Consider the following 24,880-nt stretch of genomic DNA (forward strand, 5'->3'; position numbering starts at 1 on the left):
TCGTCGGTGCCGCCTCCCCCCCCCTCGCTTTTTCTTTGTTTTTTTCACGTCACCCTTCAACCCCCTCTGCTCTTTGAAGGCGCCCTTCATCCACGACTTTGCCGGGCCCTGGGACACTCTCGAATCCGTAGGCGTCTACGCAGTTCTCCCGATGTGTCCGCGCGGCGCGGCGAGCACTCTTTTCTCCTGTGACCCGGAACACGAAGGCCGGTGCGGAAGCCGGCCGCCGGATCCACCAGGAGCGCCAGCCATGTGCCAGCACGAACCGCACTGCCCCGCCGCGGAGGACCCGCGCGGCCAGTGGGCCGAGATCGCCGTCTCCCACCCCGAGCAGGGCTGGTACCTGCTGTGCAACGGGATCGTGCTGTTCGACGACGGCGGCCTGATGCTGCCCGGCCACCGCGTCGTCGCTCCTGCCGCCTGATCTCGCTCGGGGGCGGCCTGTTCCCCGGCGGCCACCCTCAGCGTGCCCGGTGACTCCCCGATGCCGGTGCCTGATTCCCCCTCCGGGCACCGACGCGCACCGGGCGGGCGGGGTGACGGTCTGCTCGCCGCAGCGCGCCTCTGCGGTCGGACCGTCCCCCGCACTCCACTTCCCGAGAAAGCACGCCATGACCATCGACTCACCACCGCAGCCCTGCCCGCACTGCCTGCGGCCGACCGTGCTGGTGACCAACCGCCGCGGCCGCGAATGGGCGCACGTCGGCACCTGGCTCGCCCGGTGCGGCCCGGTCGTGCATCCACGATAAACAACCCAAACCGACCAAACAGCACCCGTGAACAATCCGCATCGGAATCCCGGTGCGCGACGGCATAATGATCAACCGTGACCTACGTGACCGACGCCGTCGCGCCGACCCGCGAAACCGATTCGGCCCTGGAACGGCTGACGTTCTTCTCCGACGCCGTCATCGCGATCGCGATGACGCTGCTCGCACTCGAACTGCCGGTCCCGGAAGGGGAGAACGACGGCGAGCTGTGGCAGTCGTTCCTGCACCTCCTGCCGCGGCAGTACCTGACGTTCGTCCTCGGCTTCGTGGTGATCGCGATGTTCTGGCACTCGCACCACCGCTTCTTCCAGCACGTCACGGCGCTCGCACCGGGTCTGGTCAGGGCGAACACGGTGTTCCTGTTCACCGTCGTGACGCTGCCGTTCGCCACGCGGGTGCTCGGCGAGCGCGGCGAGTCGACGTTCGGCACCGTGTTCTACGCGCTCGCCGTGACCGCCGTCGGCCTGAGCCTGCTCGCACTGCTGTGGCTCGTCCGCAAGCACGGGGTGGTGCACTCGGACGCCGATCCCGAATGGCCGGGGCGGATGGCGCGGGGAATCCTGGTCCCGGTGTCCGCGTTCGTGATCTCCATTCCGGTCGCGTTCGTCGACAACGAGATCGTCAGGTACTCGTGGGTGCCGCTCGCGTGGCTGATCGGGTTGGCCGTCCGCGGGTATCTCCGGTTGCGCCGGGTGAATTCATAGCCGATGGAACCGCGTGGCCGCGGGACTCCACTGTGGAAGCTCATCTTGCCGATCGTGCCTGGTTTCACCCGCACCGCATTACGATGATCGCGGCTGAGCGAGGCGATCCGAGGAGCGGGCATGATCACGATCAAGGAGGTCGCCCGTCACGCCGGTGTCTCGATGAGCACGGTGTCCTATGTGCTCAGCGGAAAGCGGACCATCTCCGAGGAGACCAAGCGCCGGGTGGAGCGCAGCATCGCCGCCCTCGGCTACCACCCGAACGCGGGCGCGCGGGCGCTCGCGTCGAACCGGTCGCAGGTGCTCGGCCTCGTCGTGCCGTTGCGGTCCGACCACCACCTGCCGGTGCTCATGCAGTTCGTCTCGTCGATCGCGGCGTCCGCCCGTGAGCACGACTACGACGTGCTGCTGCTGACCAAGGAAGCCGGTCCCGGCGAGGCCCACCGGGTGACCGCCAGGTCCATGACCGACGCGGTCATCGTGATGGACGTCGAGAGCAACGATCCCCGCGTGCCCGAACTGCGTTCCGTCGACGCGCCCGTGGTGCTGCTGGGCATGCCCGACGACAACGAGGGCCTCAGCTGCGTCGACCTCGACTTCGCCACCGCGGGCAGGCAGATGGCCGCCCATCTGGCCGACCTCGGCCACCGCCGCATCGCCCTGATCGGCTCGGCCCCCGCGGTCTACCAGCGCGGCACCAGCTACGCCCAGCGGCTGCTCACCGGGTTCGAGAGCGAGGCCGCCAAACGGGAGCTGTCCGCGTCGGTGCACCCGTGCGACCCCGGCTACGACGCGGTGGCGGCCTGCCTGGACGACGTGCTGCGCGCGGATCACGGCGTCACCGGTCTGGCCGTGCACAACGAGGCCGCGCTCGGTGCACTGCTGCTCGAACTGCGCCGACGGTCGCTGCGGGTGCCGGACGACCTGTCGGTGATCACGTTGTGCCCCGACGACGTCGCGGAGAACCAGGCCGTCCCGCTCACCTCGATCTCCGTGCCCGCGGACGAGCTCGGCGCCATCGCCGTCGAGATGGTGATGGCCCGGCTCGTCCAGGAGCAGGCACCGGAGATCCGGCTGCTCCAGCCGCGCCTCACCGACCGCGGCAGCACGTCCGCTCCCTGATAACGATTTCTCCGGCGGGTTCGACGGAATTCGAGTCGAATCACGTCGAACGCGCCCGGATATCGATTTATGCGAAGGTTCTTCCGCATTCGGCCGAAGAGTCGTAGCCTCCCGGGACAAGATCAGCCGTTCGGTCGAACTCGCTGTGGGTCGTTCGCCGGGCAACTCCTTGCCGCGGGGGGAAAGAAATGAGAAGAAGACCTGCCAGATGGCTGCTGGTCGCCGCGATTCCGCTGGTCGCGGCGTGCGGGGCGGGCCACGCGGAGGAGGCGCCGCCCACGTCGACGACCTCGCCGGCGCACTTTCCCTCGCTCATCGAACAGCCGTCGAAGAAGACGTCGGTGACCGTCCAGAGCGTGGTGGACGTGCGCACCGTCCGGCTCTCCGACGGCACGGAGTTCAAGATCAACGGGCTCGCCGCCCCCGACGACTGCTGGGCGGAGGCGGCCACGACGTTCGCCAGAACCATGCTGCTCGACAAGCCGGTCGAGCCCACCGCCTCCGGATCCCTGCGACTCGCCGACAGCACGGACTACGCGGTGGTCGCCGTCGAGCTCGGCATGACGCGCAACGAGTCCGCCGACGACCGCGCGCTCAAGGAAGCGGAAGCCACCGCCGCGGCCAAACGCCTCGGCCGCTGGGGCCCGCCCTGCGTGAAGCCGAGCACCAGCACCGCGCCGCCACCGGCCCCCGGCACCACGTCCACCACCACCCCGAAGCCGAAACCCGTGCCCGGCTGCGCGGTGAACTACCACGTCACCGACGTCTGGCCCGGCGGGTTCCGCACCGACGTCACGATCTACAACACCGGCAACACCGAGGTCAACGGCTGGACGCTGCAGTGGAAGTTCGCCAGCGGTCAGCGGATCAACGAGATGTGGAACGCGACGCCCAAGCAGTCGGGCGCCGACGTGCAGGCGACCGCCGTGTCGTACAACCAGGTCATCCCGGCCGGCGAGTCACTGCTGATGGGCTTCACCGGCTCCAGCGGCAACACCAACGCCGACCCGCGCTCCTTCAGCCTCAACGGTCTGGCCTGCACGCTCAGGGCGTGACCCTCTCCCGACCGCGCGGTCAGTTGCCGATGCGCGCCCCCGTCCGTTCGAGCGCGTCGGTGACGGGCTGGAAGAACGTCACGCCGCCCGACTGGCAGTCACCGCTGCCGCCGGAGGTCAGGCCGATCGCGTCGCCGTTGCGCGTGAACAGCGGGCCGCCGCTGTCGCCGCCCTCCGCGCACACGGTGGTCTGGATGAGACCCGTGACAGTGCCTTCCGGGTAGTTCACGGTCGCGTTGAGCGCCGTGACGCGGCCGGAGTGCAGGCCGGTCGTGCTGCCCATGCGCTGCACCTGGCTGCCGACGCGCGCCTTGGCGGCACGGCGGATCTGGACCTTGCCGCCGTTGCCGGTGTCGACCTCGCTGGGCGCCTTGGTGTTGCGGTTGTTGTAGGTCAGCAGGGCGAAGTCGGCGTCGCCCGGGAACGTCGAGTCGGTGACGGTCGCGGCCGGGCGTCCGTTGGCGGACAGGGCGAACTGGCGTCCCGCCAAGGTGCAGTGGCCCGCGGTGAGGAAGGCGGGACGGCCGTCGTCGGTGACCACGTTGAAGCCGAGTGAGCAACGGCTCCTGCCCGCGAAGATGGCGTCGCCGCCCTCCGCGAACACGTGGAAGGTGCCCGCGGCGCGCTGCAGGGCGGCCCGGCCGCCCATGGCGTCCACTGTGGACACGAGGTTGTCCCACCGCGCCCCGGTGACCGTGCTGTCGGCCGTGACGACGACCTTGTCGGTGTCCGGGTCCACGGCCCACGCGGTGCCGGGCGTGGACGCCTTCTGCCGCAACATCGCGGTGGCCTGGGCCGCGGTCGGCCGCTCGTCCTGCGCGGCCTGGCTCGCGGTGAAGGTCGTGGCGGTGATCGTCACCGCCACGAGACCAACGGCGGCCGCGACGGCTTTGGCCCTGCGGTTGTCGTCCTTGTGCTTGCCCATGTGGTGGTGCCCTCTCGTGAAGTCCGCAACTGGATGAACAGTGAATCTCGTTGTGCCGCAACGACAAGTTGCCGATCGTCTCGGTCTGCGAGCCGGTCGGCCCTCACCGGTGCCCGATCGTTTCGAGCGTGCGGAAGCGGTGAACGCGCGGCGTCCGGAGCCGCGTAGTCCGGGTCAGACGGCACCGCCGCACGAGCGGGCCGCAGCGGAAGGGAAGCGGAAGATGCCTGAGTACAAGGCGAAGCGGGCCGTGCTGGCGGCGGTGCTGGCGGCGACGGCGGGGTTCGGCGTCGTCGGGTTCGCGGGGACAGCGGTCGCGGCGCCACCCACGACGAGCGCGACCAGCACCTGCAACGCGCAGCAGCGCCAGGCCGTGACCAACGCCAGGAACCAGGCCGCGCGGGCACAACGGGCGGCCAAGCTGGCGGCGAACACCGCGAAGCGGGCTCAGCAGGCCGTGCAACGGGCCCAGCAGCGGGCGAACCAGGCCAGGCAGGCTGCCGAGGCGGCGGCGAAGAAGGCGCAGCAGACCGGGCAGCAGGCGGACAAGGACAAGGCCGCCCAGGCACAGCAGCAGGCTCAACAGGCCGCCGCGCAGGCGAACCGGGCCAGGCAGCAGGCGGCCGCGCTGGCGAACCGGGCCGCGCAGGCGCGAAGGACCGCGGACCAGCGCAACACCCAGGCCACCGCGGCGGCCCGCAGGTGCGCCTGACCGAGGCGGCGGCAGAGGAGCCCAGGGACGGCGGTCCTGGGCTCCTTTCGCCGTCTGGCAACGGAAGCGGGCTCATCCGGCCGGCAGCAGCCCGGCGTCGTGGGCGATGATCGCCGCCTGCACCCGGTTGGCACAGCCCAGCTTCGCCAGAATCCTGCTGACGTAGGTCTTGACCGTGCCCTCACCCATGTACAGCATCCGGGCGGCCTCGGCGTTCGACGCGCCGACGCCGACCATGACGAGCACGTCGCGTTCGCGTTCGTTCAACCCGTCGACCAACCGTTGTGCTTTCACGGAACGGTTGTCGGCCGCCATCACGTGCGTGGCGATGAGGTCCTTGGTGATGCGCGGCGACAGGATCGCGCCACCGTGCGCCGCCGCCCGCACCGCGTGGATCAGCTCCTGCGGACCGCTGTCCTTCAACAGGAACCCGGCGGCGCCGGCCCGCAGGGCCCTCGTGATGTACTCCTGTTCCCCGAACGTGGTCAGCATGACCACCTTGACCGCCGGTGCCCGCACGGCGAGCTGCTCGGCGGCCGTCAGCCCGTCGGTGCCCGGCATGCGGATGTCCACCAGGGCGACGTCCACCGGTCGCGTGCACGCCAGCCGCACGGCCTCGGCACCGTCACCCGCCTCCGCGGTCACCTCGATGTCGTCGGCGTGCCGCAGCACCAGCCGGACGCCCGCGCGCAGCAGCTGTTCGTCGTCGACCAGCATCACCTTGATCACGGGTCACGCTCCCGGCAGGGCGAAGCGGGTCTTCTCGACGAGAAGATCCCTGCGGAAGCAGTAGCGCTCGACCATGGCTGTCCCGTTCTGTTGTTCGTAGTAGGTGTACGAGCAGTCCGACTTGTTGGGCAGCAACGGCTCGACGCCGCGCGAGGCGATGCGGGCGATCGGGCTGCCCGTGCCGATCTTCTGGACGACCTCGTCGCGGGTGCTGCCGAGGGCGAGCGTCTCGAACGGCAGCCGCACCTCGTCCGCGTCGAACATCACCGTGTTGAAGGTGACGACGAGGATCGCGACCGCGCCGATCAGCCCGGTCGCCAGCACGGCCGACATGCCCGCGCGGGAGAAGGTGTCCTCCGGCCCTTCCGCCGGCGCCTCCACGGCGGGTGCGGCCGGGGCGAGCGAGAGCTCGGCCGTGACGCGGAACCCGCGTCCTGCCACGGGTCCGGCGGTGAAGGTGCCGCCGAGCAGCCGGACCCGTTCCTGCACACCGGCGAGGCCGAGCCCGGTGCCCGGAACCGCCGCCGCGGCACGCCCGTCGTCGAACACCCCGACGCGGACCCGGTCGTTCCCGTGCTCCACCACCACTTCGGCGTGTGAACCGGGCGCGTGGCGGCACACGTTGGTGAGGCCTTCGCGCACGATCCGGTGCACCGCCTGCCGGACCGGTCTGGCCACTTCGGACAGATCATCACCGCTCCAGTCCAGCGCCACCCGCACCCCACCGGCCCGGGCCTGGCGCACCAGCTGGAAGATGTCCGCCCGCGTGCCGGTGTGGTCGGCCGGCTGCGTGGCCGCGGGTTCGGGCTGGCGCAGGATGCCGAGGGTGGCCCTGAGCTCGTCCATCGCGGTCCGCACGGTCGTCCTGATGAGCCGCGCCGGTTCGCTCACGTGCTGCGGGGCGCCCATCTCGAGGCTGCCCGCGTACAGCGAGATGAGGCTGAGGCGGTGGCCGAGCAGGTCGTGCATCTCCTGCGCGATGCGGGAGCGTTCCTGCAGCCGTGCCGTCGACCCGGCGTAGCGCGACTGCTCCCGCAACGCGCTGATCAGCTGTTCCCGTTGCGCGAGAAGGATTTGCACCACGACCGGACCGGCCACGGTGACGAGCGCGGCGATGCCGAACTCGATGATCACCACCTGCCACAGGTACCCGGACCCGACCAGCCCGATCAGCATCGGCAGCACCGCCGCCGCGGTCAGGACGACCACCCGCGGGCGCCTGGCCCGCACCCGCGCCGCCACGCTGTAGGAGGAGATCGCCAGCGCGATGCCGGTCGCGGGGTACCACCCGAAGAGCGTCGCCGCCGCGAGCACCGCCACCGCGGGGAACCGGCGCCGGAGCACGGCGGGCACCATCGCGGAGCCCGCGACCAGCAACCCCACCACGACGTTGTTGCACGGGGCGGGCCCCCACTCCACCGTCACGTACTGCGTCGCCATCCAGGTGACGGCACCGACGAACGCCAGCAGCGCCACCTCCCGGCCCAGCGCAACGACCCGCGGTGACGTCAGGGCGTGCGATGCGCTCATGTCCGGGTGTACGTACGCGGCCACCACCCGGTTTAGGCGGGCGCCTTGCGCACCGGCGAAAGGCAGTACGTGGTGGGCGGTTCGGGGTACACGATCGAGATCAGGTCGTCGCCGGCGTCGGGACACTCGGCGTCACCGCCCGCCGCCGCGAGCACCTTCGTGACCTTGACGGTCTCGTCACCGGCGCACGCGGCCTTGCCCCAGCTGTCGCCGTTGTCGGAGGGCTGGTAGCAGGCGCCCTCGACGAGGTTGGGCAGCAGGCAGAGCTTGCCGCCGGACTTGGGCGCGACCTGCACGTACTCGTCGTCGCCGGCGGGACAGCTCGCGTTGGGGTCCGCGAGCACCTTGCCGACCTTGAACCGCGCGTTGTCGGCGGTGCAGCCGGTGGTCACGACGTCGGAGCTGCCCACGAGGCACTCCCCCGCCCTCGCCTCGGGGCCAGCGGAGAACTTGACGAAGGCGAACGCCGCGGCGGCGGTGACGGCCAGCGCCGCGATGACCAGAACAGGTTTCCTCATGTTCAGGGGTACGGACCCACCCTGTCACCCCGGCGACGGCGAACGTCTTCGCGATCGAGACGATGCGGGACTTGCGTTCCGCGCCGACTTGTGGGAGAGCCACCCCTGTAGCCGTCCTCTTAGGACAAGTCAGCGAAGATGAGCGCATGAACTCGTTCTTGCTCGCGGCCGCGTTCGCCATGGTCGTGCGCTCACTGGCGGCGGACCGGCTGGAGCGGTGGAACCTCGGCGCGCCGGTCCTGATGGTGCTGGCGGGCGTCGCGGTCGGCCTGCTCAACCAGAGCTCGATCGCCGAGGGCCTGAACACCGAGACCGCGCAGGGTGCGGCCGAGATCATCCTGGCGGTGCTGCTGTTCGTCGACGCCACCGAGGTGCGCGCGGGCCGGCTGTGGGGCGCCTACCCCGGTCTGGTGGCGAGGGTGCTGCTCGTCGCGATGCCGCTGAGCCTGGCCCTGGCCGCGCTGCTGGGCTGGCTGCTGTTCCCCGGCCTGCCGTGGGCGGTCCTGCTGCTGATCGCGTGCGTCACCGTGCCGACCGACTTCGCCCCGGCGGAACGCGTCGTCCGCGACCCGGCGCTGTCCGTTCGGGTCCGCAGCACGCTGAACGTCGAGAGCGGCTACAACGACGGCATCGTGTCGCCGCTGTTCCTGTTCGCGCTCATCCTGGCCGGCAGCAAGACCGAGCAACGCACGCCGATGGAGGCGCTCGCGACGGTGCTGCCGTTCGCCGTCAAGGCCCTCGTCGCCGGAGTCGTGATCGGCGCCCTGCTCGGGTGGCTGATGGACCGCGCCCACCACGCGGGCTGGGTGACGACGCAGTCCGGGCGTGTCGCGGTGCTGCTCGCGCCGCTGCTCACCTACACCGCCACGGTCGCGATCGACGGCAACGGCTTCGTCGCCTCGTTCGTCTGCGGCATCGCCTTCCGCTACGTGCACCGGCTGCTCAAGGCCGCCAAGGTCCGGGCGGGGCACAGCGACCGCGCTGAGATCCGCGCCGACGCGCTGAACTCGGACTTCCGCCTGCTGGAGGACGTCACCGGTGTGCTGGTGATGACCATGTGGTTCGTCGTCGGCATCACCACCGTGCTGACGTTCGACCTGGGCATCACGTGGCAGGTGGTGCTGTACTGCGCCGCGGTCCTCACCGCGATCCGGCTGGTACCGGTGCTCGTCGCCCTCGTCAGGTCGAGGCTCACGGGCCGCGAACGCGTGCTCGTCGGGGCGCTGGGACCGCGCGGCACCACCACGATCGTGTTCGGGCTGCTGGCGTTCAACAAGCTACCGGAAGGCGATGCCGCCAACACGATTCTCGTGATCACGGTGGTCTGCGTGCTGGGTAGCGTGGTGCTGCACGGCATCGGGGCACGGCCGATGGCGCACCTGCTGGCACGAACGGGAGAACGCCGGTGAACCAGGAACTGCTCGACCGCTTCCGCCGCGTCGACACGACCGCCATCTGCGACGCCGACCGGACCGTCCGGGTCGTGCACAGCGCGATCCGTCCCCGTTCCACCGCGACCCGGATCTTCGGCAGGGCGTTCACGGTCCGGTGCCGCGAGGACTTCCTGGCCGTGCTGCACGCCGTCGAGACGGCCGAGCCGGGCGACGTGATCGTCGTGGACGGCGGCGGCCGCGAGACCGCGCTCGGCGGCGAGCTGTTCGCGCGGACGGCGCTGGCGCGGTCCCTCGGCGGCATCGTGGTGGACGGCGGCTACCGCGACATGTCGTACGTCGCGACCTGTGCGCTGCCCGTCTACAGCCGGTTCGTCACGCCCCGCGCCGGCACCGCCGTGCAGCCCGGCGAGCTGCAGGTGCCGGTGACGTGCGGAGGTGTCGTCGTCAACCCGGGAGATCTGGTGCTGGCCGACGACGAGGGCCTCGTCGTGCTCGATCCCGATCGCGTCGACGCGCTCCTCGACGCGGCGCTCGCCGTCAAGAACCGGGAGCAGAAGGTGGTCGAGCTGCTGAACGGCGGGACGCCGCTGAGCGAGGCGTTGAAGGTCGTCCAGCACTGAGCCGCAGCGGTGGCCCGCCCATTACCACACCGGCGCGAGCACTTTCCGTGCAACGAAGGAACATGACCGGATCGGCCGCATTGTGGAAACAGCTGACACGTTTCCGACGACCGGCAGAAGTTCCGGCGGAATTTGGCTTCGCAGGCAACGTAAGTGCTGCGTGCGGTGTCTTCATCGTGTGGGAACCACCGCATTCGGAGACTTTCTGCGCTTCTACCGTTCACGCGTTCCGCTGACCCAGGAAGAACTGGCGGAACGAACGGGGCTGAGCATGCGGGCGATCGGCGACATGGAACGCGGCCGCACGCTCACACCGCAGTCCCGCACTGTTCAACTGCTCATCGGCGGACTTGACCTGGAAGGCGCGGAAGCCGCGGAGTTCAGCGCACTGGCCCGCGCCGGCCGGGCGTCCGCGGCGGAGGAGAAGCCCGAGGTCCCCGGCCCGGCCCCGGTGTCCCCCTCGCTGCCGCCCGTGCTCGTCGAACTCACCGGACGGGAAGCCGAGCGGGCGCAGTTGGACAGGTTCGCGGCCGACACCGCGACGCGGCTGCGGATCGCGGTGGTCCACGGCGCACCCGGCTCCGGCAAGACCGCGCTCGCCGTCGACGCGGGCCACCGCCTCGGCGCGCGCTTCGCCGACGGGTGCGTGTTCCTCGACCTGCGCGGCATGGACTCGGACCCGTTGACACCGGCACGGGCGGCGCACCGGTTGCTGCGCTCGTTCGGGGTGGACGAGCACCAGATCCCCGCCGACGCGGACGACAAGCTGTCGCTCTACCGCTCGATGCTGCGCGACCGCACGGTGCTGCTCGTGCTGGACAACGCCGCGAACGAGGCCCAGGTGCGGCCGTTGCTCGCCTCCAGCCCCGGCACGCTGGTGCTCGTGACCAGCCGCAACACGCTGGTCGGTCTGGACGCCCGGCACCGGCTGGCCGTCGACATGCTCCCGTTGGACCACTCAGTGGCACTGCTGCGTGCCGTCGCGGGTGAAGCCCGGGTCGCAGCCGAGAGCGAGGCCACCGCACGGGTCGCGACGCTGTGCGGAGGCATGCCGCTGGCGTTGCTGATCGCGGGCAACCGGCTCACCAGCAGACCGCGGTGGACGATCGCGCACCTCGCCGAGCAGCTGGAGGACGGGAGACGGCGGCTGTCCGTGCTGCGGGCGGGCGACCTGCAGGTGCGGGCGGCGTTCGAGATGTCCTACCACCAGCTGAGTCCCGGCGCGGCCACCCTGTTCCGCCGGCTCGCCCTGCTGCCCGGCACCTCCGCGAGCACCGGCCTGGCCGCCGTGCTGACCGACTGCCCCGAGGAGGCGCTGGACGAGCTCGCCGACGCGAGCCTGCTCGGCATCAGCGAGACCCCCGGCCACTACACGCAACACGACCTGCTGCGCGTGTTCGCCGCCGAGCGCCTCGAACTCGACGAGCCACCCGCCGTCGTGCAGGAGTTGCTCGCCCGGCTGCGGCACCGGCACTCGGACCCGTACGGCGAACTCGCCGGCGCCCTGGTGCACTGACGCCGAGCCGCGGCCCCGGCGCCCCTCACTTCGTCGACCCCGCCAGCACGCCCTGCACGAAGTACTTCTGGAACACCAGGAACACCGCCAGCGGCACGATCATCGACAGGAACGCGCCCGTTGCCAGCGTGTCGATGTTGGTGCCGAACTGCCGCAGCTGGGCCCGCAGCGCCACGGTGATCGGCGCCGAGTCCTGGTCCGCGAACACCAGCGCCACCAGCAGGTCGTTCCACACCCAGAGGAACTGGAAGATCGTCAGCGACGCGATGGCCGGCTTCGCCACCGGGAGCACGACGCGTTTGAAGATGACCCACTCGGTGGCGCCGTCCATGCGCGCGGCCTCGATCAGGTCGCGCGGGATGCCGGTGAAGAAGTTGCGCAGCAGGAAGATGGCGAACGGCAGGCCGAACGCGACGTGGAACAGCACGACGCCGGTGATGGTGCCGAAGAGCCCGATGGCGCCGAACAGCTTCGCCACCGGGATCAACGCCACCTGGATCGGCATCACCAGCAGCCCGACCACCAGCACCGTCAGGCCCTCGCGGCCGGGGAACTCGATCCACGACAGCGCGTAGGACGCCAGCGCCGCCATCACGACGACCAGGATCGTCGCGGGCACGGCGATGTAGAAGGTGTTGAGGAACGACTGCCACACCGTCCGGTTCGCCACCAGCTCGGCGTAGTTCGCGAGCGTGAGCTCGGCAGGTTTGGTGAAGACCGTCCACCAGCCGCTCGCGGTGTTGGCCGACTCGTCGCGCAACGACGCGATCAGCAGGCCGAACACCGGAACCAGCCAGAACAGCGCCACCAGCGCGAGCACCAGCTGCACGAAACCGTTGCCCAGGCGGGAAGCGAGCCGCGACAGCACTCCTCGCCGCGGCGCGCCGGACACCGGCACGTCGATGCGGACCTCGTCGGCTACCAGGGTCACGACCGCTCCCGTCGGAATCTGCGGATGTTGAACAGCATCGCCGGGGCGACCAGCAGGAAGAGGATCACCGCCAGGGCACTGCCCGCGCCCTGGTCGCCGCCGGTGCCGAAGGACACCTGCCACATCTGCAGGGCGAGCACGTTGGCCTCGGACTGGACCGAGCCCGGCGCGATGACGAAGACCAGCTCGAAGATCTTCAGCACGTTGATCACCAGCGTCACGAAGACCACCAGCAGCACCGGCGACAGCAGCGGGATCGTGACGCGGCGGAACACCTGCCACTCCGTCGCGCCGTCGACGCGGGCCGCCTCCAGCGCGTCACGGGGGATCGCGGACAGGCCGGCGGCGATGAACGTGATCGCGAACCCGGTCATGATCCAGATCCAGGACGAGATGATCACCGGTGTGATCAGCGACGGGCCGAGCCAGGTCAGGCCGCGGAACGGCAGCGTGAAGCTGGACGACGGCAGGCGCACCACGACCTCACCCCTCGCCAGGTCGGGGAACGTGAACCTGCCGTCGTCGCCCGTGGTGGTGCGCGCCACGACCTGACCGTCCCGCACCGCCTCCACCGCGACGCCGGGCAGCCCGCGCTCGGTCGGGTCGATCTTGCCCGCCTTGCCGCCGACCGACACGTCCAGCCACACCACGCCGCGCAGTTCGCCTTGGCCCGCCTGGGGAAGCGACGCCGGGAGCGCCTGCGCGGGCACCTGCTGCGCGCTGAAACCCACCAGCGGCACCATGACCGTGTCGCCGGCCCGCGCCGGGGCGTTGGCGGTGAAGCCCGCTTCCGTTGCGGTGTAACCGTCTCGGGGCCGTGCGCCGGGGTAGTTCGACGACGAGCTGAACACGTCGTGCACGCCGACCAGCACCGCGTTGACGACGCCCTGGTTCGGCGCTTCCTCGTAGACGAGCCGGAAGATGATGCCCGAGGCGAACAGCGAGATCGCCATCGGCATGAACAGCACCAACCGGAACGCCGTCGCCCACCTGATCCGTTCGGTCAGCACGGCGAGGACCAGGCCGATGCCGGTGACGGCCGCCGGAGCGACCACCACCCAGATCACGTTGTTGCGGAACGCGGTCAGCGTCCGCGGGTCGGTGAACGTGTCGACGTAGTTGCGCAGGCCGACGAACTGGTCGCCTGAGGCGTCGAAGAAGCTGCGGATCAGCGAGAACACCAACGGGTACAGCACGAGCGCGGCGAGCACGACCACCGCGGGCAGCAGGAACGGGATCGCCTGCCGGGGCGAGCGCCCCGGCGCGGCGTCGACGCTCGGCTTCAGCCTCATTTGCCGTAGGCCTTCGCCGCGTTGGCCTCCAGGCGCTGCATGATCCCGTCGACGTTCTTCGGGTCGGCGAGGAAGTCCTGCAGGTCCTTCCACTCCCCCGCACCCTTCGTGCCGCCGAACGCGGCCGGCGCCAGGTCGGACATGTCGAACCGCACGTTGTCACCCGCGTCCACGATGCGCTTCGCGAGGTCCTGCGTCACCTCGTCGGGGTAGGCCGTGGGCTTGATGTCCTTGTTGGGCGACAGGAACCCGCCCAGTTCGGCCCAGATCTGGCCGGACTCCGGCGAGGCGAGGAACTTCATCAGCTCGGTGGTCGCCTTGTCGTCCTTGAACTGCACCGCCATGTCGCCACCGGCGACGACCGCGTCCTTGCTGCCCGCGACCGACGGGAACGGGAAGAACTTGGCGTCCTGGCCGACCTTCGCCTTGGTGTTGGCGCTGATCACGCCCGCCACGAAGTCCGCCTCGAACACCATCGCGGCCGAGGGCGGCTCACCGAAGACGTTGATCACGGACTTCGGGAACTCGGTCTGCAGCGCACCGCTCGCGATCAGCGTCGGGTCACCCCACAGCTTCGCCAGTTCCTCCAGCGCCTTGCGCACCGACGGGTCGGTCCACCCGATCTCGTGCTTCGCGAGCTTGTCGTAGTTGTCCGGTCCCGCGGTGCGCAGGTAGACGTTCTCGAACCAGTCGGTGAGCGTCCAGCCGTCCGCGCCGCCGACCGCCACCGCGGCCAGCCCGGTCTCGGAGATCGCCTTGCTGGTCTTCACCAGGTCGTCCCACGTGGCCGGCGGCCGCGCGCCGACCTGCTGGAAGGCCTTGTCGCTGTACCAGAACGCGGACTTGTTGGCGGTCTTGAAGGTGAAGCCGTAGAGCTTGCCGTCGACGCTGCCGAACTTCTTCCAGACCGCCGCGTTGTGCTCGGTGACGGCCTTCTCGACGTCGGCGTTCACCGGCTTGAGCGAACCGGCCTTGGCGAACTGCGCCACGAGCCCCGGCTGGGCGACCAGTGCCACGTTCGGTGGTGTGCCACCGGAGATTCTCGTCTGCAGCACCGTCGGCAGTTCGTCACCGGCGGGTGTGTACTTGACCTCGGCGCCGGTCTTGGACTTGAACGCCTCCAGCACCTTCTCGAAGTTCTTCTGCTCGTCCCCGGTCCACGGGCCGACGATCTCGACCGACTGACCCTTGAGGTCCCCGGACACCGCGGCACCTCCCGAGCACGCGCCGGCCCCTGCGACGACGGTCAGCGAGAGCAAGGCGATCCACTGCTTCCTCATCGGAGCTCCTCTACTTCCAGATCGAGGACCCGGTGGCCGGGTCGAAGAAGTGCAGCCGGGACGTGTCGACCCAGGCGGCGACGGGTTGTCCTTCGTAGATGCGGGTGCGCGGGCTGAACCGTCCAACCAGGACGGTGCCCTTGCCGCCCGCCTTGGGCAGGTCGTCGGTTCCGGCGTCCTGCGCCAGTTCGCGGGTGTCGTCGGTGACCACGGGCGGCACGTCCACCGGGAAGTGCACGAGGACGTCCGAGCCCATGGCCTCGACCAGGTCTGCGACGGAGTGCAGAATCTGTCCTTCACGAGCGTCGGCCAGGGCCGTGTCCTCCATGTCCTCCGGCCGGATGCCGACCACGACGTCGCGGCCGACGTACTGCCGCAACGCGGGCCGCTGCCGCAGCACGGACTCCGGCAGCAGCAGGGCGTCCGAGTCGAGCGAGACCCAGAACCGGCCGTCGGCGTCCTGGTCGAGCTTGGCGGACACCAGGTTCATGCCCGGCGAGCCGATGAACCCGGCGACGAACAGGTTCACCGGACGGTCGTAGAGCTCCTGCGGCGGCCCGACCTGTTGCAGCACACCGCGTCGCATCACCGCCACGCGGTCGCCCAGCGTCATGGCCTCGGTCTGGTCGTGCGTCACGTAGACCGTCGTCACGCCGATCTCGCGCTGGATGCGGGCGATCTGCGCGCGCATCTGCACCCGCAGCTTGGCGTCCAGATTGGACAGCGGCTCGTCCATCAGGAACGCCTGCGGGGCGCGCACGATCGCCCTGCCCATGGCCACGCGCTGCCGTTGCCCGCCGGAGAGGTTGCGGGGCTTGCGGTCGAGGTGCTCGGTCAGTTCGAGGACCTCGGCGACCTCGCGGACCCGGTGGTCGATCTCGGACTTCGGGAGCTTGCGCAGCGTGAGCCCGAAAGCGATGTTGTCGTACACGTTCAGGTGCGGGTAGAGCGCGTACGACTGGAACACCATCGCCACGTCGCGGTCACGGGAGGGCACGTCGTTCACGACCTGCTCGCCGATGCGGATGGTGCCCTCGGTGATCTGCTCCAGTCCGGCGATCATCCGCAGCGCCGTGGTCTTGCCGCAGCCGGACGGGCCGACGAGCACCAGGAACTCGCCGTCGCGGATCTCGAGGTTGAGGTCGGTGACCGCACGGGTGCCGTCACCGTAGGCCTTGCCCAGGCCCGTCAGAACGACTTCTGCCACGTGAACTCCCTGGTTCGGTGTGACTGCAGACCGTAGGGCCGCGTGCCCTAAGGGAGATTTAAGGACGAAACACGATCTAGATAAGCTTGTGACTTCTCTCCCAATCGATGGCTTCGCTGCTTACGCTGCGTGTATGTCGAAGGTGCTGGTGGTCGAGGACGACCCGGTGGTGCAGGCGGCGCTCGTGCACGCGCTGACCGACCTCGGGCACGTCGTGCAGGCCGTCGGCACCGCGGTCGCGGCGTTGCGCGAGGCCGGGACGAACGAGCTCGACCTGGTGATCCTCGACCTCGGGCTGCCGGATCTCGACGGTGTCGCGGCTCTGCGGATGCTGCGCGGGGTGAGCAACGTGCCGGTCATCGTGGCCACCGCCCGCGGTGCCGAGAACTCGGTCGTGAGCACGTTGAACGCCGGTGCGGACGACTACATCGTGAAGCCGTTCTCGTCCGAGCACCTGGCCGCGCGGATCAACGCCCTGATGCGGCGAACGGGTGGTTCTTCGGCTCCCCCGTCGGAAGTCGTGGTGCTGGGCGAGCTTTCGGTCGACCTCGCCCAGCGCACCGCCACGCTCGGTGATCGCGCGCTCGCGCTGAGCAGGCGGGAGTTCGATCTGCTCGCGTATCTGGCACAACGGCCGGGGCGGGTGATCTCGCGGCGGGAGCTCATCCAGGCCGTGTGGGGGCATCCGTACGTCGGTGACGACAAGACGATCGACGTCCATGCCTCGTGGTTGCGGCGCAAGCTCGGCGAAACGGCGGCGCATCCCCGTTATCTGCACACCGTCCGCGGCGTCGGGTTCAAGCTGGCGGCGCCGGAATGAGATCGGTCATCACCCGCGCTCTGCTGATCGCGGCAGGCCTGGTGACGGTCGTTTTCCTGGTCACCGCTGGGTTTCTGGTGTTCACGCACGCGGCTGCCGTGGCGGAGGCGGCCGATCAGCGCGACGCCGCCGCGGTTGCCGCGGTGCTCGCGGTGTCCTCGAACGCCGACGACATCCGCGGCACGATCGCGCGGACGTCCGCCGGTGCCGCGGGACGGTTGTCCGTGGTGCTGGCGGACGGCACGAGGCTCGGCGTCGGTGGTGGGACACCGGTCGCGTCCGCCGGCGGGGCGGTGGTGTCGATCAGACCGGCTGTCGTGCCGTTCCCGTTCGGCGCGGTGTTCGGGGTTCTGGGGATCTCGGCGGTGGCGCTGGCGGCGGCGGTCTGGCTGGGGCACAGGCCTTTCACGCCGGTGCTCGACGCGCTGCGGGTGCTGGCGTCCGCGGCGGGACGGCGGGTGCGGTTGCGCGGGCCGAAGGAGCTGGAGGCGCTGGCCGCGTCGATCGACGAGGCCTCGGAGCGCACCGCACAGCTGCTGGCCAAGGAACGCGAGATGATCGCGGACGTCTCGCACCGGCTGCGAACCCCGTTGGCCGCGCTGAGGCTGGACGCCGACGCGGTGGGCTCGGGGCCGGTCGCCGACCGGATCCGCAGCGCGGTCAGCACCCTGGGCCACGACGTGGACCGGATCATCCAGGCCCTGCAGCCGGAGGAGCGCGAGTCGGCAGGCACGTGCGACGTGGCGTCGGTGGTCGAGGCGCGGATGAAGTTCTGGTCCGCGCACGCGGCCGACCAGGGCCGGATGCTCGAAGTGGACGTCGGCGAGCCCGCCTGGGTGCCGCTGGCGCCCGATGCGCTGGGCGCGGTGGTGGACGCGTTGCTGGAGAACGTCTTCCGGCACACCCCCGCCGCCGCACCGGTCGGCGTGTCGGTCGTGCGGCACGCGGGCTGGGTGACGCTGGTGGTCGAGGACGGCGGCACGGGCGTCGCGGACCCGTCGTCGGCGTTGCACCGCGGCAGCAGCGGCGGCGGGTCGACCGGGCTCGGGCTCGACATCGCGAGGGCGGCCGCGGAGGCCACCGGCGGCACGATCCACCTGGAACGCGGACGGCTCGGCGGGGCTCGGGTGCGACTGCGGTTCGGGGAGGCGAACAGCCACCACTCTCCGGCCAGCCCGCGGGCCTGGCGGTTGTGGCGAGGTCATCCCTGATGTCGAAACGGTGAAGACGGCTTCGACATGTCGGTGGAAGCGGTACCGACATGCTTGGAGGACGTCATGACACGCCCGCCCGTCGTCGACTTCGACACCTGGCAGGCCGCCAGCGATGAGCTGCTGGTTCGAGAGAAGGCGCACACGCGCGAGGGGGACGCCATCGCCGCGGCCCGCCGGCGGTTGCCGATGGTCGAGGTCGACGGGAAGGCCGAGGTCGTCGGCGCGAACGGCCCGGTGCCGTTCGTCGAGGTGTTCGAGGGCCGCGACGAGCTCGTGGTCTACCAGCACATGTGGTGGGACGGGGCGCCGCACCAGGGTCAGTGCGAGGGCTGCACCCACGTGCCGTGGCACCTCACGAACGCGGCCTACCTGCACGCGCGCGGCGTCTCGTTCGCGATCCTGACCGTCGGCGCGTGGGCCGAGGTGGCCCCGTTCGTCGAGTTCATGGGCTACACCCAGCCCTGGTACTCGGTGCGGGACGTGCCCGCGCCGATCGGCGGCGACATGGGCTACCTCGCGTGCTTCCTGCGCGACGGCGAGCGGGTGTTCCTCACCTACCGGTCGACCGGGCGCGGCACCGAACGGGTCAACGGGTCGCTCGCGTTGCTCGACATCACGCCGTACGGCCGCCGCGAGAGGTGGGAGGACAACCCGGAGGGATGGCCGGAGGGACGCCACGCCGGCTGGTTCTGGCGGACCGACGCCGAGGGCAACTCCACGTGGGGTCCGACCGGCAGGCCGACACCGCAGTGGACCCGTCCCGGCGCGACGCCCGAGCAGACGCTCGGCCGGGACGGCCACTGCCACTGAGCACCTGCCCGCCTTCATCGAGCACCTGGCACCCGCGTTCGAGTGCGCGTCACGGACAGTGGTTCCGAGAAGGCGCTCAACCCAGCAACGAGGCACACCGGATCAGGCCCAGGTGGGAGTAGGCCTGCGGGTGGTTGCCCAGCGATCGTTCGGCGACCGGGTCGTACTCCTCGGGCAGCAGCCCGGTCGGCCCGGCCAGCCGGACGAGGCTCGCGAACAGCTCCTCGGCGTCGGCGCGGCGCCCCACCCCGAGGTAGGCCTCGACCAGCCACGCCGTGCAGAGGTGGAAGCCGCCCTCGTCGCCGGGCAGGCCGTCGTCGCGCAGGTAGCGGTAGACGGTCGGGCCGTTGCGCAGGGTCTCCTCGACCGCGACGACCGTGGCGCGGAACCGGTCGTCGGACGGGTCGAGGAGACCCGAGAGGCCCACGTGCAGGGACGCGGCGTCGAGGTCGGTGCCGTCGTAGGCCGTGGTGAACGCGCCGACGTCCGGGTTCCAGCCGCGCTCGAGCACGTCGGCGGCGATGGTGTCGCGCAGCACGGCCCACTCCGGGTCGGCCGGGCGCCCGAACCGGGTGGCGAGCGCGAGGGCGCGGTCGAGGGTCTGCCAGCACATCACCCGCGAGTGGACGCGGTGGCGCGGCACGTGGCGCTCCTCCCAGATGCCGTGGTCCGGCTCGTGCCAGCGCCGGCTGACGGCGCGGACCATCGCGGTGACGACGTCCCAGTCGCGGTCGTCCAGCCGGCCGCGCGCGAGGGCCAGGTCGTGGACGAGGTCGGTGATCGGGCCGAACACGTCGAGCTGCACCTGCTGGTCGGCGAGGTTGCCGACGCGGACCGGACCGGAGCCCGCGTAGCCGGGCAGGCCGTCGACGGTCCGCTCGGGGCCGAGCGCGGTGCCGTGGACGGTGTAGAGCGGGTTGAGGTGTTCCGGACCGGCGACCCCGTCCAGCACTCCGTGCAGCCACTTCAGGAAACCTTCAGCTTCCTCGAGAGATCCCAGTGACACCAACGCCTGCACGGTCAGGGCCGCGTCGCGCAGCCAGCAGTAGCGGTAGTCCCAGTTGCGGACACCGCCGATCTGCTCGGGCAACGACGTCGTGGCGGCGGCGAGCACGGCACCGGTGTCGCGGTGGCAGAGGGCGCGCAACGTGAGCGCCGATCTTCGCACCAGCTCGCGCTCGGTCGCCGGCAGTCTCAGCGCGGCTGACCACCCGGGCCAGTCGGAGTCCACTTCGGACGGTTCGCCGAGCTGGAGCTCCAGGGTGAACGGCGGGGTGACCACGGCGGTGGCGGTGCCGTCGGCGATCTGCCAGTCCACGCCGGGAGAACGCAGCACGATCGACGTCCCGGTCACGCGCAGGCCGTCGTCGATCCGCTCCAGCCTGACCGGCACCTGACCGAAATCGGGGCGTGGCGCGAATTCCACGACAGCGGGCGCCTCGCCTTCGACCGTTCGCACCAGACTCGACTCCAGGTGGTCGGTCACCCGAAGGCGCGTCCAGCGGGTCTGGACGGTCATGGTGCCCGGTGCATACCGTTGGCCGAGCGGAAGCTGCTCCTTCTGGGGCCGCACGGAGAAATGGCCGGAACCTCCGAGCAGCGCGGCGAACAACGCGGGAGAGTCCGGCGAGGGGTGGCACAGCCACGTCACGTCCGCGTCGGGCGTGACCAGGGCGAGGGCACGGCGGTCGGAGAGCAGGCTGTGCCGTTCGATCGGCACGGCCAGGCGCACCGGCAGCTCGGTCAGGAAGTCCGTCACGAGCGGCAACGTAAGTGCGCGCCAGGGCCATCCGGCCTGACTTGGTCAAGACTTAGACCCGCCCTAAACCTCTTTTATTGCATCAGTTTCGTATGCGTGGATTGTTCGTGTTGAGTCCTCTCGATAGGGTCCGCGTATCAGTGGTGAGCATGACGTAAGGCGGCATTCTTTGATCGGGCAGCGTGGGCGACCGCCGTCGGACGCCGACCTGATAGACGCCGTCCGCGACGGCAAGGTCGAGGCTTACGGCAAGCTCTACGAACGCCATGTCAGAGCCGCCAGCATCCTGGCGATGCAGCTGTCCACGTCCTCCTCGGACGCGGACGACCTCGTCGCGGACGCGTTCGCCAAGGTGCTCGCCGCGCTGCGCACCGGAGGCGGTCCGGGGGCGGCGTTCCGGCCGTACCTGCTGACGGCGGTGCGGCATGCCGCGTATGACAGAACTCGCAAGGAGAAGCGGCTCGAACTGGCGGGTGACGTCGAGGAGATTCCCGGCGCGGCGCGGGCGACGAGCGTGCCGTTCCGCGACAAGGCCGTCGAGGACCTCGACCAGGCGCTGGCCGCCACGGCGTTCGCGTCGCTGCCCGAACGCTGGCAGACCGTGTTGTGGCACACCGCGATCGAAGGCCAGTCGCCCGGTGAGATCGCTCCCCTGCTGGGATTGACCGCGAACGGCGTCTCGGCGATGGCGTTCCGTGCGCGCGAGGGTCTGCGCAAGGCGTTCCTGCAGGCGCACGTGGCGCAGGAACCGCCGGAACGTTGCCGCGCAACGGTGACGAAGCTCGGCGCCTGGACTCGCGGCGGCCTCAAGGGCCGCGAGGCGATCCAGCTCGACGCGCACCTCGACGACTGCGCCGAGTGCCGCAAGCTCGCCAGCGAACTGGCCGACGTCAACGGCGCGTTGCGCGGTCTCGTCGCACCCATCGTGCTCGGCACGGGCACCGCGGGATACCTGGCCGCCGCGGCGTCCAAGGGCGCGGCGGTGTCGCTCAGCGCCACGTCGTGGCTCGGTGTCGCCGCCTCGGCCGCGGCGGTCGTGGTCGTCGCGGGCTCCGGTGTGGTCACGTCCAACAGCCCCAGCAGCACCCAAGGCGCCGCGCCGGTGATCACGACGGTCACCACGACCGGGTCCGCACCGGTCGGTTCGTCCGGCTCGGCACCGACGTCCGGCACGGCGCCCGCGGGCACCACGGCCGGTTCCGCGGCTCCGGCCACCGACACGAGCCGGGCGGGCCAGCCGGTGATCACGACGACGACGGTCACCGCGCCGCCGGGATCGGCGACGCTGTCCGCGAAGTCGCCGTCGAACGTCGCCATGACGACCGAAGGCCCGCCCGACGACATGACCATCGACATCACCAACACCGGCACGGAGCCCACCCAGGTGCCGACGCTGACGCTGAACCTGCCGGACAAGATCAAGACGGTCGGCCCCGGCAAGGTGCCGGAGGGTTCCGTCGGCTGTCCGGCCGGCAAGGGCACCGTGACCTGCACCGGAGGTCAGACGCTGGCGCCCGGTCAGACGATCACGTTCAAGGCCCGACTGCAGGCCGGACCGAAGGCGGGTGACGGGACGATCACCGGCACGGCGGGGCCGCTGCGGGTGACCATCCCGGTCACGATCACGTCGAAGTAGCCCTCACAGGAACAGGTGGCACTCGTTCAGGTTGGACGTCGCCACCAGGTTCTTGTACTGACCGGCGGCGAACAGGTCGTACCCGCCCCGGTAGTTGATCGTCCTGTGCACGCGCACGGCGTGCGAGGTGCGGTTCCACGCCGACATCGCGTTGTGCCAGACGCACAGCCCCTGGCCCGCACCCGGTCCCCTGAACTCGTAGCAGGTCGGTTGCGAGGAGCCGTAGCCGGGAATCGACGTGTTGAAGTCCGACACGGAGCCCCCGCGGTTCGACAGGTAGTACAGGCAGAACTCGCCTACCTCGCAGATTCCGTTGCGCGGCTGCGGATCGACGGACACGTCGGCCTGCGCGGCGACGGGCACGGCGACCGACGCCGCCATGGCCAGCGCGCTCGCGATCATCGTGATCTTCTTCATTTCCCCCTCCAACGTTCAGCGGATGGTGACTGCGCCGATTGTTCGAGAGCGGCCCGGATCGCAACAGCGACAACCTCCACAGTCCGCCTGCACAAATTGCTCGTGCAGGTGGTTGAGACGCGTCTCGAATGAACTGCGTCCCCGATCACGGCGTGCTGACGGGCATGACTCGATTACTCGCCATGGTGGCCGCGATCGCTCTCCTCACCGCAGTTCCGGCGCAGGCGCACGACAAGCAGCACTTCCTGGCGCTGGGCGACTCCATCGCGACCGGGCGGCAGGCCGTCCCGGTCACGCCGAACCGGGGTTACGTCGCGCAGCTGGCCAGGAAGCTGCCGAACCTCACGCTCACGAACCTGGCGTGCGACGGCGAGACCACCACGACCATGCGCGCCGGCGGCACGTGCTCCTACCCCGAGGGCAACCAGCTCGACGCGGCGCTGAATTTCATCGGGCACAACAAGGTCCAGCTCATCACGATCACCGTGGCGGGCAACGACATCGCGCCGTGCGGCACGCAGGGCATCGACCCCGCGTGCATCCAGCGCGCGACCGCGACGATCGACGCCAACCTCCGGCACATCACCGCGAAACTCCGCAAAGCCGCGCCCAAGGCCACCATCGTCGGCATGACGTTGTACGACCCGTTCCTCGCCGCGTGGCTGACGGGCCCGGACGGGCGGGAGTTCGCCCGGCAGTCCGTCGTGGTCACCCAGTCGATCAACGACGTGATCGAAAGCGCTTACCGGGCGAGCAAGGTCAAGGTCGCCGACGTCGAAGGCGCGTTCGCCACGACCGACCTGACCACGATCGTGGACGGGCTGCCACTGGCCGTGGCACGCATCTGCCAGTGGACGACGACGTGCACGGCGGCGGACATCCATCCCACGACCGAGGGCTACACGGCGATCTACCAGGCGTACCTGCCACTCGTCCGGTGACGTTATTCCACGTCGGACGGCGAAATCCGGCGGAACGACGCACCATGAGCGGGTGGAGGAGCTCACCGCGGCTCTCGCCGGGCTGGAGGCGCCGTTCCGCACACTCGTCGACGACTCCAAGTGGGCGCACGCGAGCGTGGAAGGGCTGGTGCTCGACGTCGGCACGTGGTGGACCGCCGACGCCCAGACGCGCCTGACGCCGCAGGTCGCGTTCAGCGTGGCCTTCAGCGAGGCGGGCCGGCTGCGGGGCGGTGTGTACGTGGAGGGTTACCTCTGGAGGGACGGCCAACCGGTCGCCGGCGCGTGGTGCGGGCACGGCGACCGGGTCGTCTACGGGCCGCGGTCCGAGGCCTACCTGGGGATCGGGCTCTCGCCGCACTTCTGCCGCCGGATCCAGCAGCGCAACGGCACGGCCGCGGTGCTCATGAGCAAGCACCCCAACCTGCTGCCGTTGCTGCGGGACGGGCTGCCGCGCGGCGCGGTGCTGCCCGGCGGGCGGCCGGGTCCGCGGGCCTGACCGACGAGGCGGCGGCGCCAGTCCACTGGCGTGACCGTGATGGCCCTGCCGGGGTCGCCGTTCCACTCGGCGTGGAGACCGGCCGCTTCGAGAGCGGCCACGACCTCATGACCGATGGCCGCGGTGGTCTCGGCAGAGCCGTCGAAGCCGCCGTAGAGCAACGTCAGTCCACGTCCGGCCGCGGCGGACTCCGTGCACTGGGCGTGGAAGTACTCGCGAACGCGGTTCTCCAGCTCCCCGAGCTCGGTTTCGCCGAGGTCGGGCGGTGAGCACCGCGATCACGGCGTCCGGCACGTCGGCCCTCGCCTCGACGTGCCGGTCGACGGCAGCGCCGCGGCGCAGGCACCACCGGCCGCGTGCCAGACCTGGGCGAACACGTCCGGCAGGTCCGGCACCCGCGGACGGCCGGACGTGCCGTTCACCGTTCTCCGTCCGCACCACGATCTCCAGCATGCGCGGAC

General features: G+C 70.4%; 26 protein-coding genes and 1 pseudogene. 16 read left to right on the top strand and 11 right to left on the bottom strand.

All coding sequences use genetic code 11. The annotated features are described in order from the left end of the window. Positions 1-250 precede the first annotated feature (250 nt). From ABZV40_RS19440 to ABZV40_RS19460, 5 genes are all read left to right on the top strand, one after another. Entirely contained in the window at positions 251-424 is a 174-nt protein-coding gene (locus tag ABZV40_RS19440; RefSeq protein WP_355442949.1) for a DUF5999 family protein, read from the top strand. A 187-nt stretch (positions 425-611) separates the two neighbouring features. Next, positions 612-749 (top strand): hypothetical protein, encoded by a 138-nt coding sequence (locus ABZV40_RS19445; protein ID WP_355442952.1) that lies wholly within the window; start codon positions 612-614, stop codon positions 747-749. A gap of 77 nt (positions 750-826) precedes the next feature. Beyond that, complete coding sequence (locus ABZV40_RS19450; RefSeq protein ID WP_355442955.1) at positions 827-1,474, top strand: TMEM175 family protein; 648 nt, start codon at positions 827-829, stop codon at positions 1,472-1,474. 105 nt (positions 1,475-1,579) lie between these two features. Then, positions 1,580-2,596: a LacI family DNA-binding transcriptional regulator gene (locus ABZV40_RS19455; protein ID WP_355443350.1), complete on the top strand. Its 1,017-nt coding sequence runs from the start codon at positions 1,580-1,582 to the stop codon at positions 2,594-2,596. Between the two features lie 188 nt (positions 2,597-2,784). Further along, positions 2,785-3,651 (top strand): cellulose-binding domain-containing protein, encoded by an 867-nt coding sequence (locus ABZV40_RS19460; protein WP_355442958.1) that lies wholly within the window; start codon positions 2,785-2,787, stop codon positions 3,649-3,651. A gap of 19 nt (positions 3,652-3,670) precedes the next feature. Here the strand turns inward: ABZV40_RS19460 and ABZV40_RS19465 are convergent, their stop codons facing one another. After that, complete coding sequence (locus ABZV40_RS19465) at positions 3,671-4,576, bottom strand: S1 family peptidase (RefSeq protein WP_355442961.1); 906 nt, start codon at positions 4,574-4,576, stop codon at positions 3,671-3,673. A 223-nt stretch (positions 4,577-4,799) separates the two neighbouring features. Between ABZV40_RS19465 and ABZV40_RS19470 the strand changes: the two genes are divergently transcribed. After that, positions 4,800-5,288, top strand: coding sequence for a hypothetical protein (locus ABZV40_RS19470; protein ID WP_355442964.1), 489 nt, complete (start codon positions 4,800-4,802; stop codon positions 5,286-5,288). A 72-nt stretch (positions 5,289-5,360) separates the two neighbouring features. Here the strand turns inward: ABZV40_RS19470 and ABZV40_RS19475 are convergent, their stop codons facing one another. The 3 genes from ABZV40_RS19475 to ABZV40_RS19485 are packed head-to-tail and all read right to left on the bottom strand — an operon-like array spanning position 5,361 to position 8,065. Continuing rightward, positions 5,361-6,017, bottom strand: a complete 657-nt coding sequence (locus ABZV40_RS19475; protein ID WP_355442967.1) for a response regulator transcription factor — start codon at positions 6,015-6,017, stop codon at positions 5,361-5,363. A gap of 3 nt (positions 6,018-6,020) precedes the next feature. Further along, entirely contained in the window at positions 6,021-7,547 is a 1,527-nt protein-coding gene (locus ABZV40_RS19480; RefSeq protein WP_355442970.1) for a histidine kinase, read from the bottom strand. A gap of 32 nt (positions 7,548-7,579) precedes the next feature. Next, entirely contained in the window at positions 7,580-8,065 is a 486-nt protein-coding gene (locus ABZV40_RS19485; RefSeq protein WP_355442973.1) for a hypothetical protein, read from the bottom strand. Positions 8,066-8,211: 146 nt separating this feature from the next. Here ABZV40_RS19485 and ABZV40_RS19490 point away from each other — a divergent pair, with 146 nt between their 5' ends. From ABZV40_RS19490 to ABZV40_RS19500, 3 genes are all read left to right on the top strand, one after another. Next, positions 8,212-9,474, top strand: coding sequence for a cation:proton antiporter (locus tag ABZV40_RS19490; RefSeq protein ID WP_355442976.1), 1,263 nt, complete (start codon positions 8,212-8,214; stop codon positions 9,472-9,474). Beyond that, complete coding sequence (locus tag ABZV40_RS19495; protein WP_355442978.1) at positions 9,471-10,079, top strand: RraA family protein; 609 nt, start codon at positions 9,471-9,473, stop codon at positions 10,077-10,079. Before ABZV40_RS19490 ends, ABZV40_RS19495 begins: the two co-directional genes overlap by 4 nt. 178 nt (positions 10,080-10,257) lie before the next feature. After that, a complete protein-coding gene (locus ABZV40_RS19500; RefSeq protein WP_355442981.1) occupies positions 10,258-11,595 on the top strand; it encodes an NB-ARC domain-containing protein in 1,338 nt (445 codons plus the stop codon). Positions 11,596-11,620: 25 nt separating this feature from the next. On the opposite strand, the gene ABZV40_RS19505 is transcribed toward ABZV40_RS19500, so the two are convergent. From ABZV40_RS19505 to ugpC, 4 genes are read right to left on the bottom strand one after another with little or no spacing between them, the layout of a single operon-like run. Continuing rightward, positions 11,621-12,526, bottom strand: coding sequence for a carbohydrate ABC transporter permease (locus ABZV40_RS19505; RefSeq protein WP_355442985.1), 906 nt, complete (start codon positions 12,524-12,526; stop codon positions 11,621-11,623). Further along, a complete protein-coding gene (locus tag ABZV40_RS19510; RefSeq protein ID WP_355442988.1) occupies positions 12,523-13,818 on the bottom strand; it encodes an ABC transporter permease subunit in 1,296 nt (431 codons plus the stop codon). The genes ABZV40_RS19505 and ABZV40_RS19510 overlap by 4 nt, the downstream gene beginning before the upstream one ends. Further along, complete coding sequence (locus ABZV40_RS19515; protein WP_355442991.1) at positions 13,815-15,098, bottom strand: extracellular solute-binding protein; 1,284 nt, start codon at positions 15,096-15,098, stop codon at positions 13,815-13,817. Before ABZV40_RS19515 ends, ABZV40_RS19510 begins: the two co-directional genes overlap by 4 nt. 10 nt (positions 15,099-15,108) lie before the next feature. Beyond that, the gene (gene ugpC / locus ABZV40_RS19520; protein ID WP_355442994.1) at positions 15,109-16,305 is read right to left on the bottom strand and encodes a sn-glycerol-3-phosphate ABC transporter ATP-binding protein UgpC; all 1,197 of its coding nucleotides are present in this window, start codon (positions 16,303-16,305) and stop codon (positions 15,109-15,111) included. A gap of 133 nt (positions 16,306-16,438) precedes the next feature. On the opposite strand from ugpC, the gene ABZV40_RS19525 reads away from it, so the two are divergent. The 3 genes from ABZV40_RS19525 to ABZV40_RS19535 all read left to right on the top strand — a co-directional run bounded on the left by ABZV40_RS19525 (position 16,439) and on the right by ABZV40_RS19535 (position 19,149). Further along, positions 16,439-17,125, top strand: coding sequence for a response regulator transcription factor (locus ABZV40_RS19525; protein WP_355442998.1), 687 nt, complete (start codon positions 16,439-16,441; stop codon positions 17,123-17,125). After that, a complete protein-coding gene (locus tag ABZV40_RS19530) occupies positions 17,122-18,336 on the top strand; it encodes a HAMP domain-containing sensor histidine kinase (protein WP_355443001.1) in 1,215 nt (404 codons plus the stop codon). Before ABZV40_RS19525 ends, ABZV40_RS19530 begins: the two co-directional genes overlap by 4 nt. A gap of 66 nt (positions 18,337-18,402) precedes the next feature. Further along, the gene (locus ABZV40_RS19535) at positions 18,403-19,149 is read left to right on the top strand and encodes a DUF899 family protein (RefSeq protein ID WP_355443005.1); all 747 of its coding nucleotides are present in this window, start codon (positions 18,403-18,405) and stop codon (positions 19,147-19,149) included. A gap of 76 nt (positions 19,150-19,225) precedes the next feature. On the opposite strand, the pseudogene ABZV40_RS19540 reads toward ABZV40_RS19535, so the two are convergent. Continuing rightward, positions 19,226-20,872, bottom strand: a pseudogene (locus ABZV40_RS19540) (trehalase-like domain-containing protein); the annotation flags it as partial. A 205-nt stretch (positions 20,873-21,077) separates the two neighbouring features. On the opposite strand from ABZV40_RS19540, the gene ABZV40_RS19545 reads away from it, so the two are divergent. Continuing rightward, entirely contained in the window at positions 21,078-22,544 is a 1,467-nt protein-coding gene (locus ABZV40_RS19545) for a sigma-70 family RNA polymerase sigma factor (protein WP_355443008.1), read from the top strand. 3 nt (positions 22,545-22,547) lie between these two features. On the opposite strand, the gene ABZV40_RS19550 is transcribed toward ABZV40_RS19545, so the two are convergent. Continuing rightward, on the bottom strand, positions 22,548-22,961 hold the full coding sequence (locus ABZV40_RS19550) for a peptidase inhibitor family I36 protein (RefSeq protein ID WP_355443011.1): 414 nt from the start codon (positions 22,959-22,961) through the stop codon (positions 22,548-22,550). A 164-nt stretch (positions 22,962-23,125) separates the two neighbouring features. Here ABZV40_RS19550 and ABZV40_RS19555 point away from each other — a divergent pair, with 164 nt between their 5' ends. The 3 genes from ABZV40_RS19555 to ABZV40_RS19565 all read left to right on the top strand — a co-directional run bounded on the left by ABZV40_RS19555 (position 23,126) and on the right by ABZV40_RS19565 (position 24,688). After that, a complete protein-coding gene (locus ABZV40_RS19555) occupies positions 23,126-23,902 on the top strand; it encodes an SGNH/GDSL hydrolase family protein (protein WP_355443014.1) in 777 nt (258 codons plus the stop codon). A gap of 52 nt (positions 23,903-23,954) precedes the next feature. After that, positions 23,955-24,419 (top strand): hypothetical protein, encoded by a 465-nt coding sequence (locus ABZV40_RS19560; protein WP_355443017.1) that lies wholly within the window; start codon positions 23,955-23,957, stop codon positions 24,417-24,419. A 71-nt stretch (positions 24,420-24,490) separates the two neighbouring features. Continuing rightward, positions 24,491-24,688 (top strand): hypothetical protein, encoded by a 198-nt coding sequence (locus ABZV40_RS19565; RefSeq protein ID WP_355443020.1) that lies wholly within the window; start codon positions 24,491-24,493, stop codon positions 24,686-24,688. 9 nt (positions 24,689-24,697) lie between these two features. Here the strand turns inward: ABZV40_RS19565 and ABZV40_RS19570 are convergent, their stop codons facing one another. Then, complete coding sequence (locus tag ABZV40_RS19570; protein ID WP_355443023.1) at positions 24,698-24,841, bottom strand: hypothetical protein; 144 nt, start codon at positions 24,839-24,841, stop codon at positions 24,698-24,700. Positions 24,842-24,880: the final 39 nt, after the last annotated feature.

Source organism: Lentzea sp. NPDC004782 (genome assembly GCF_040609115.1).
GTDB lineage: Bacteria > Actinomycetota > Actinomycetes > Mycobacteriales > Pseudonocardiaceae > Lentzea.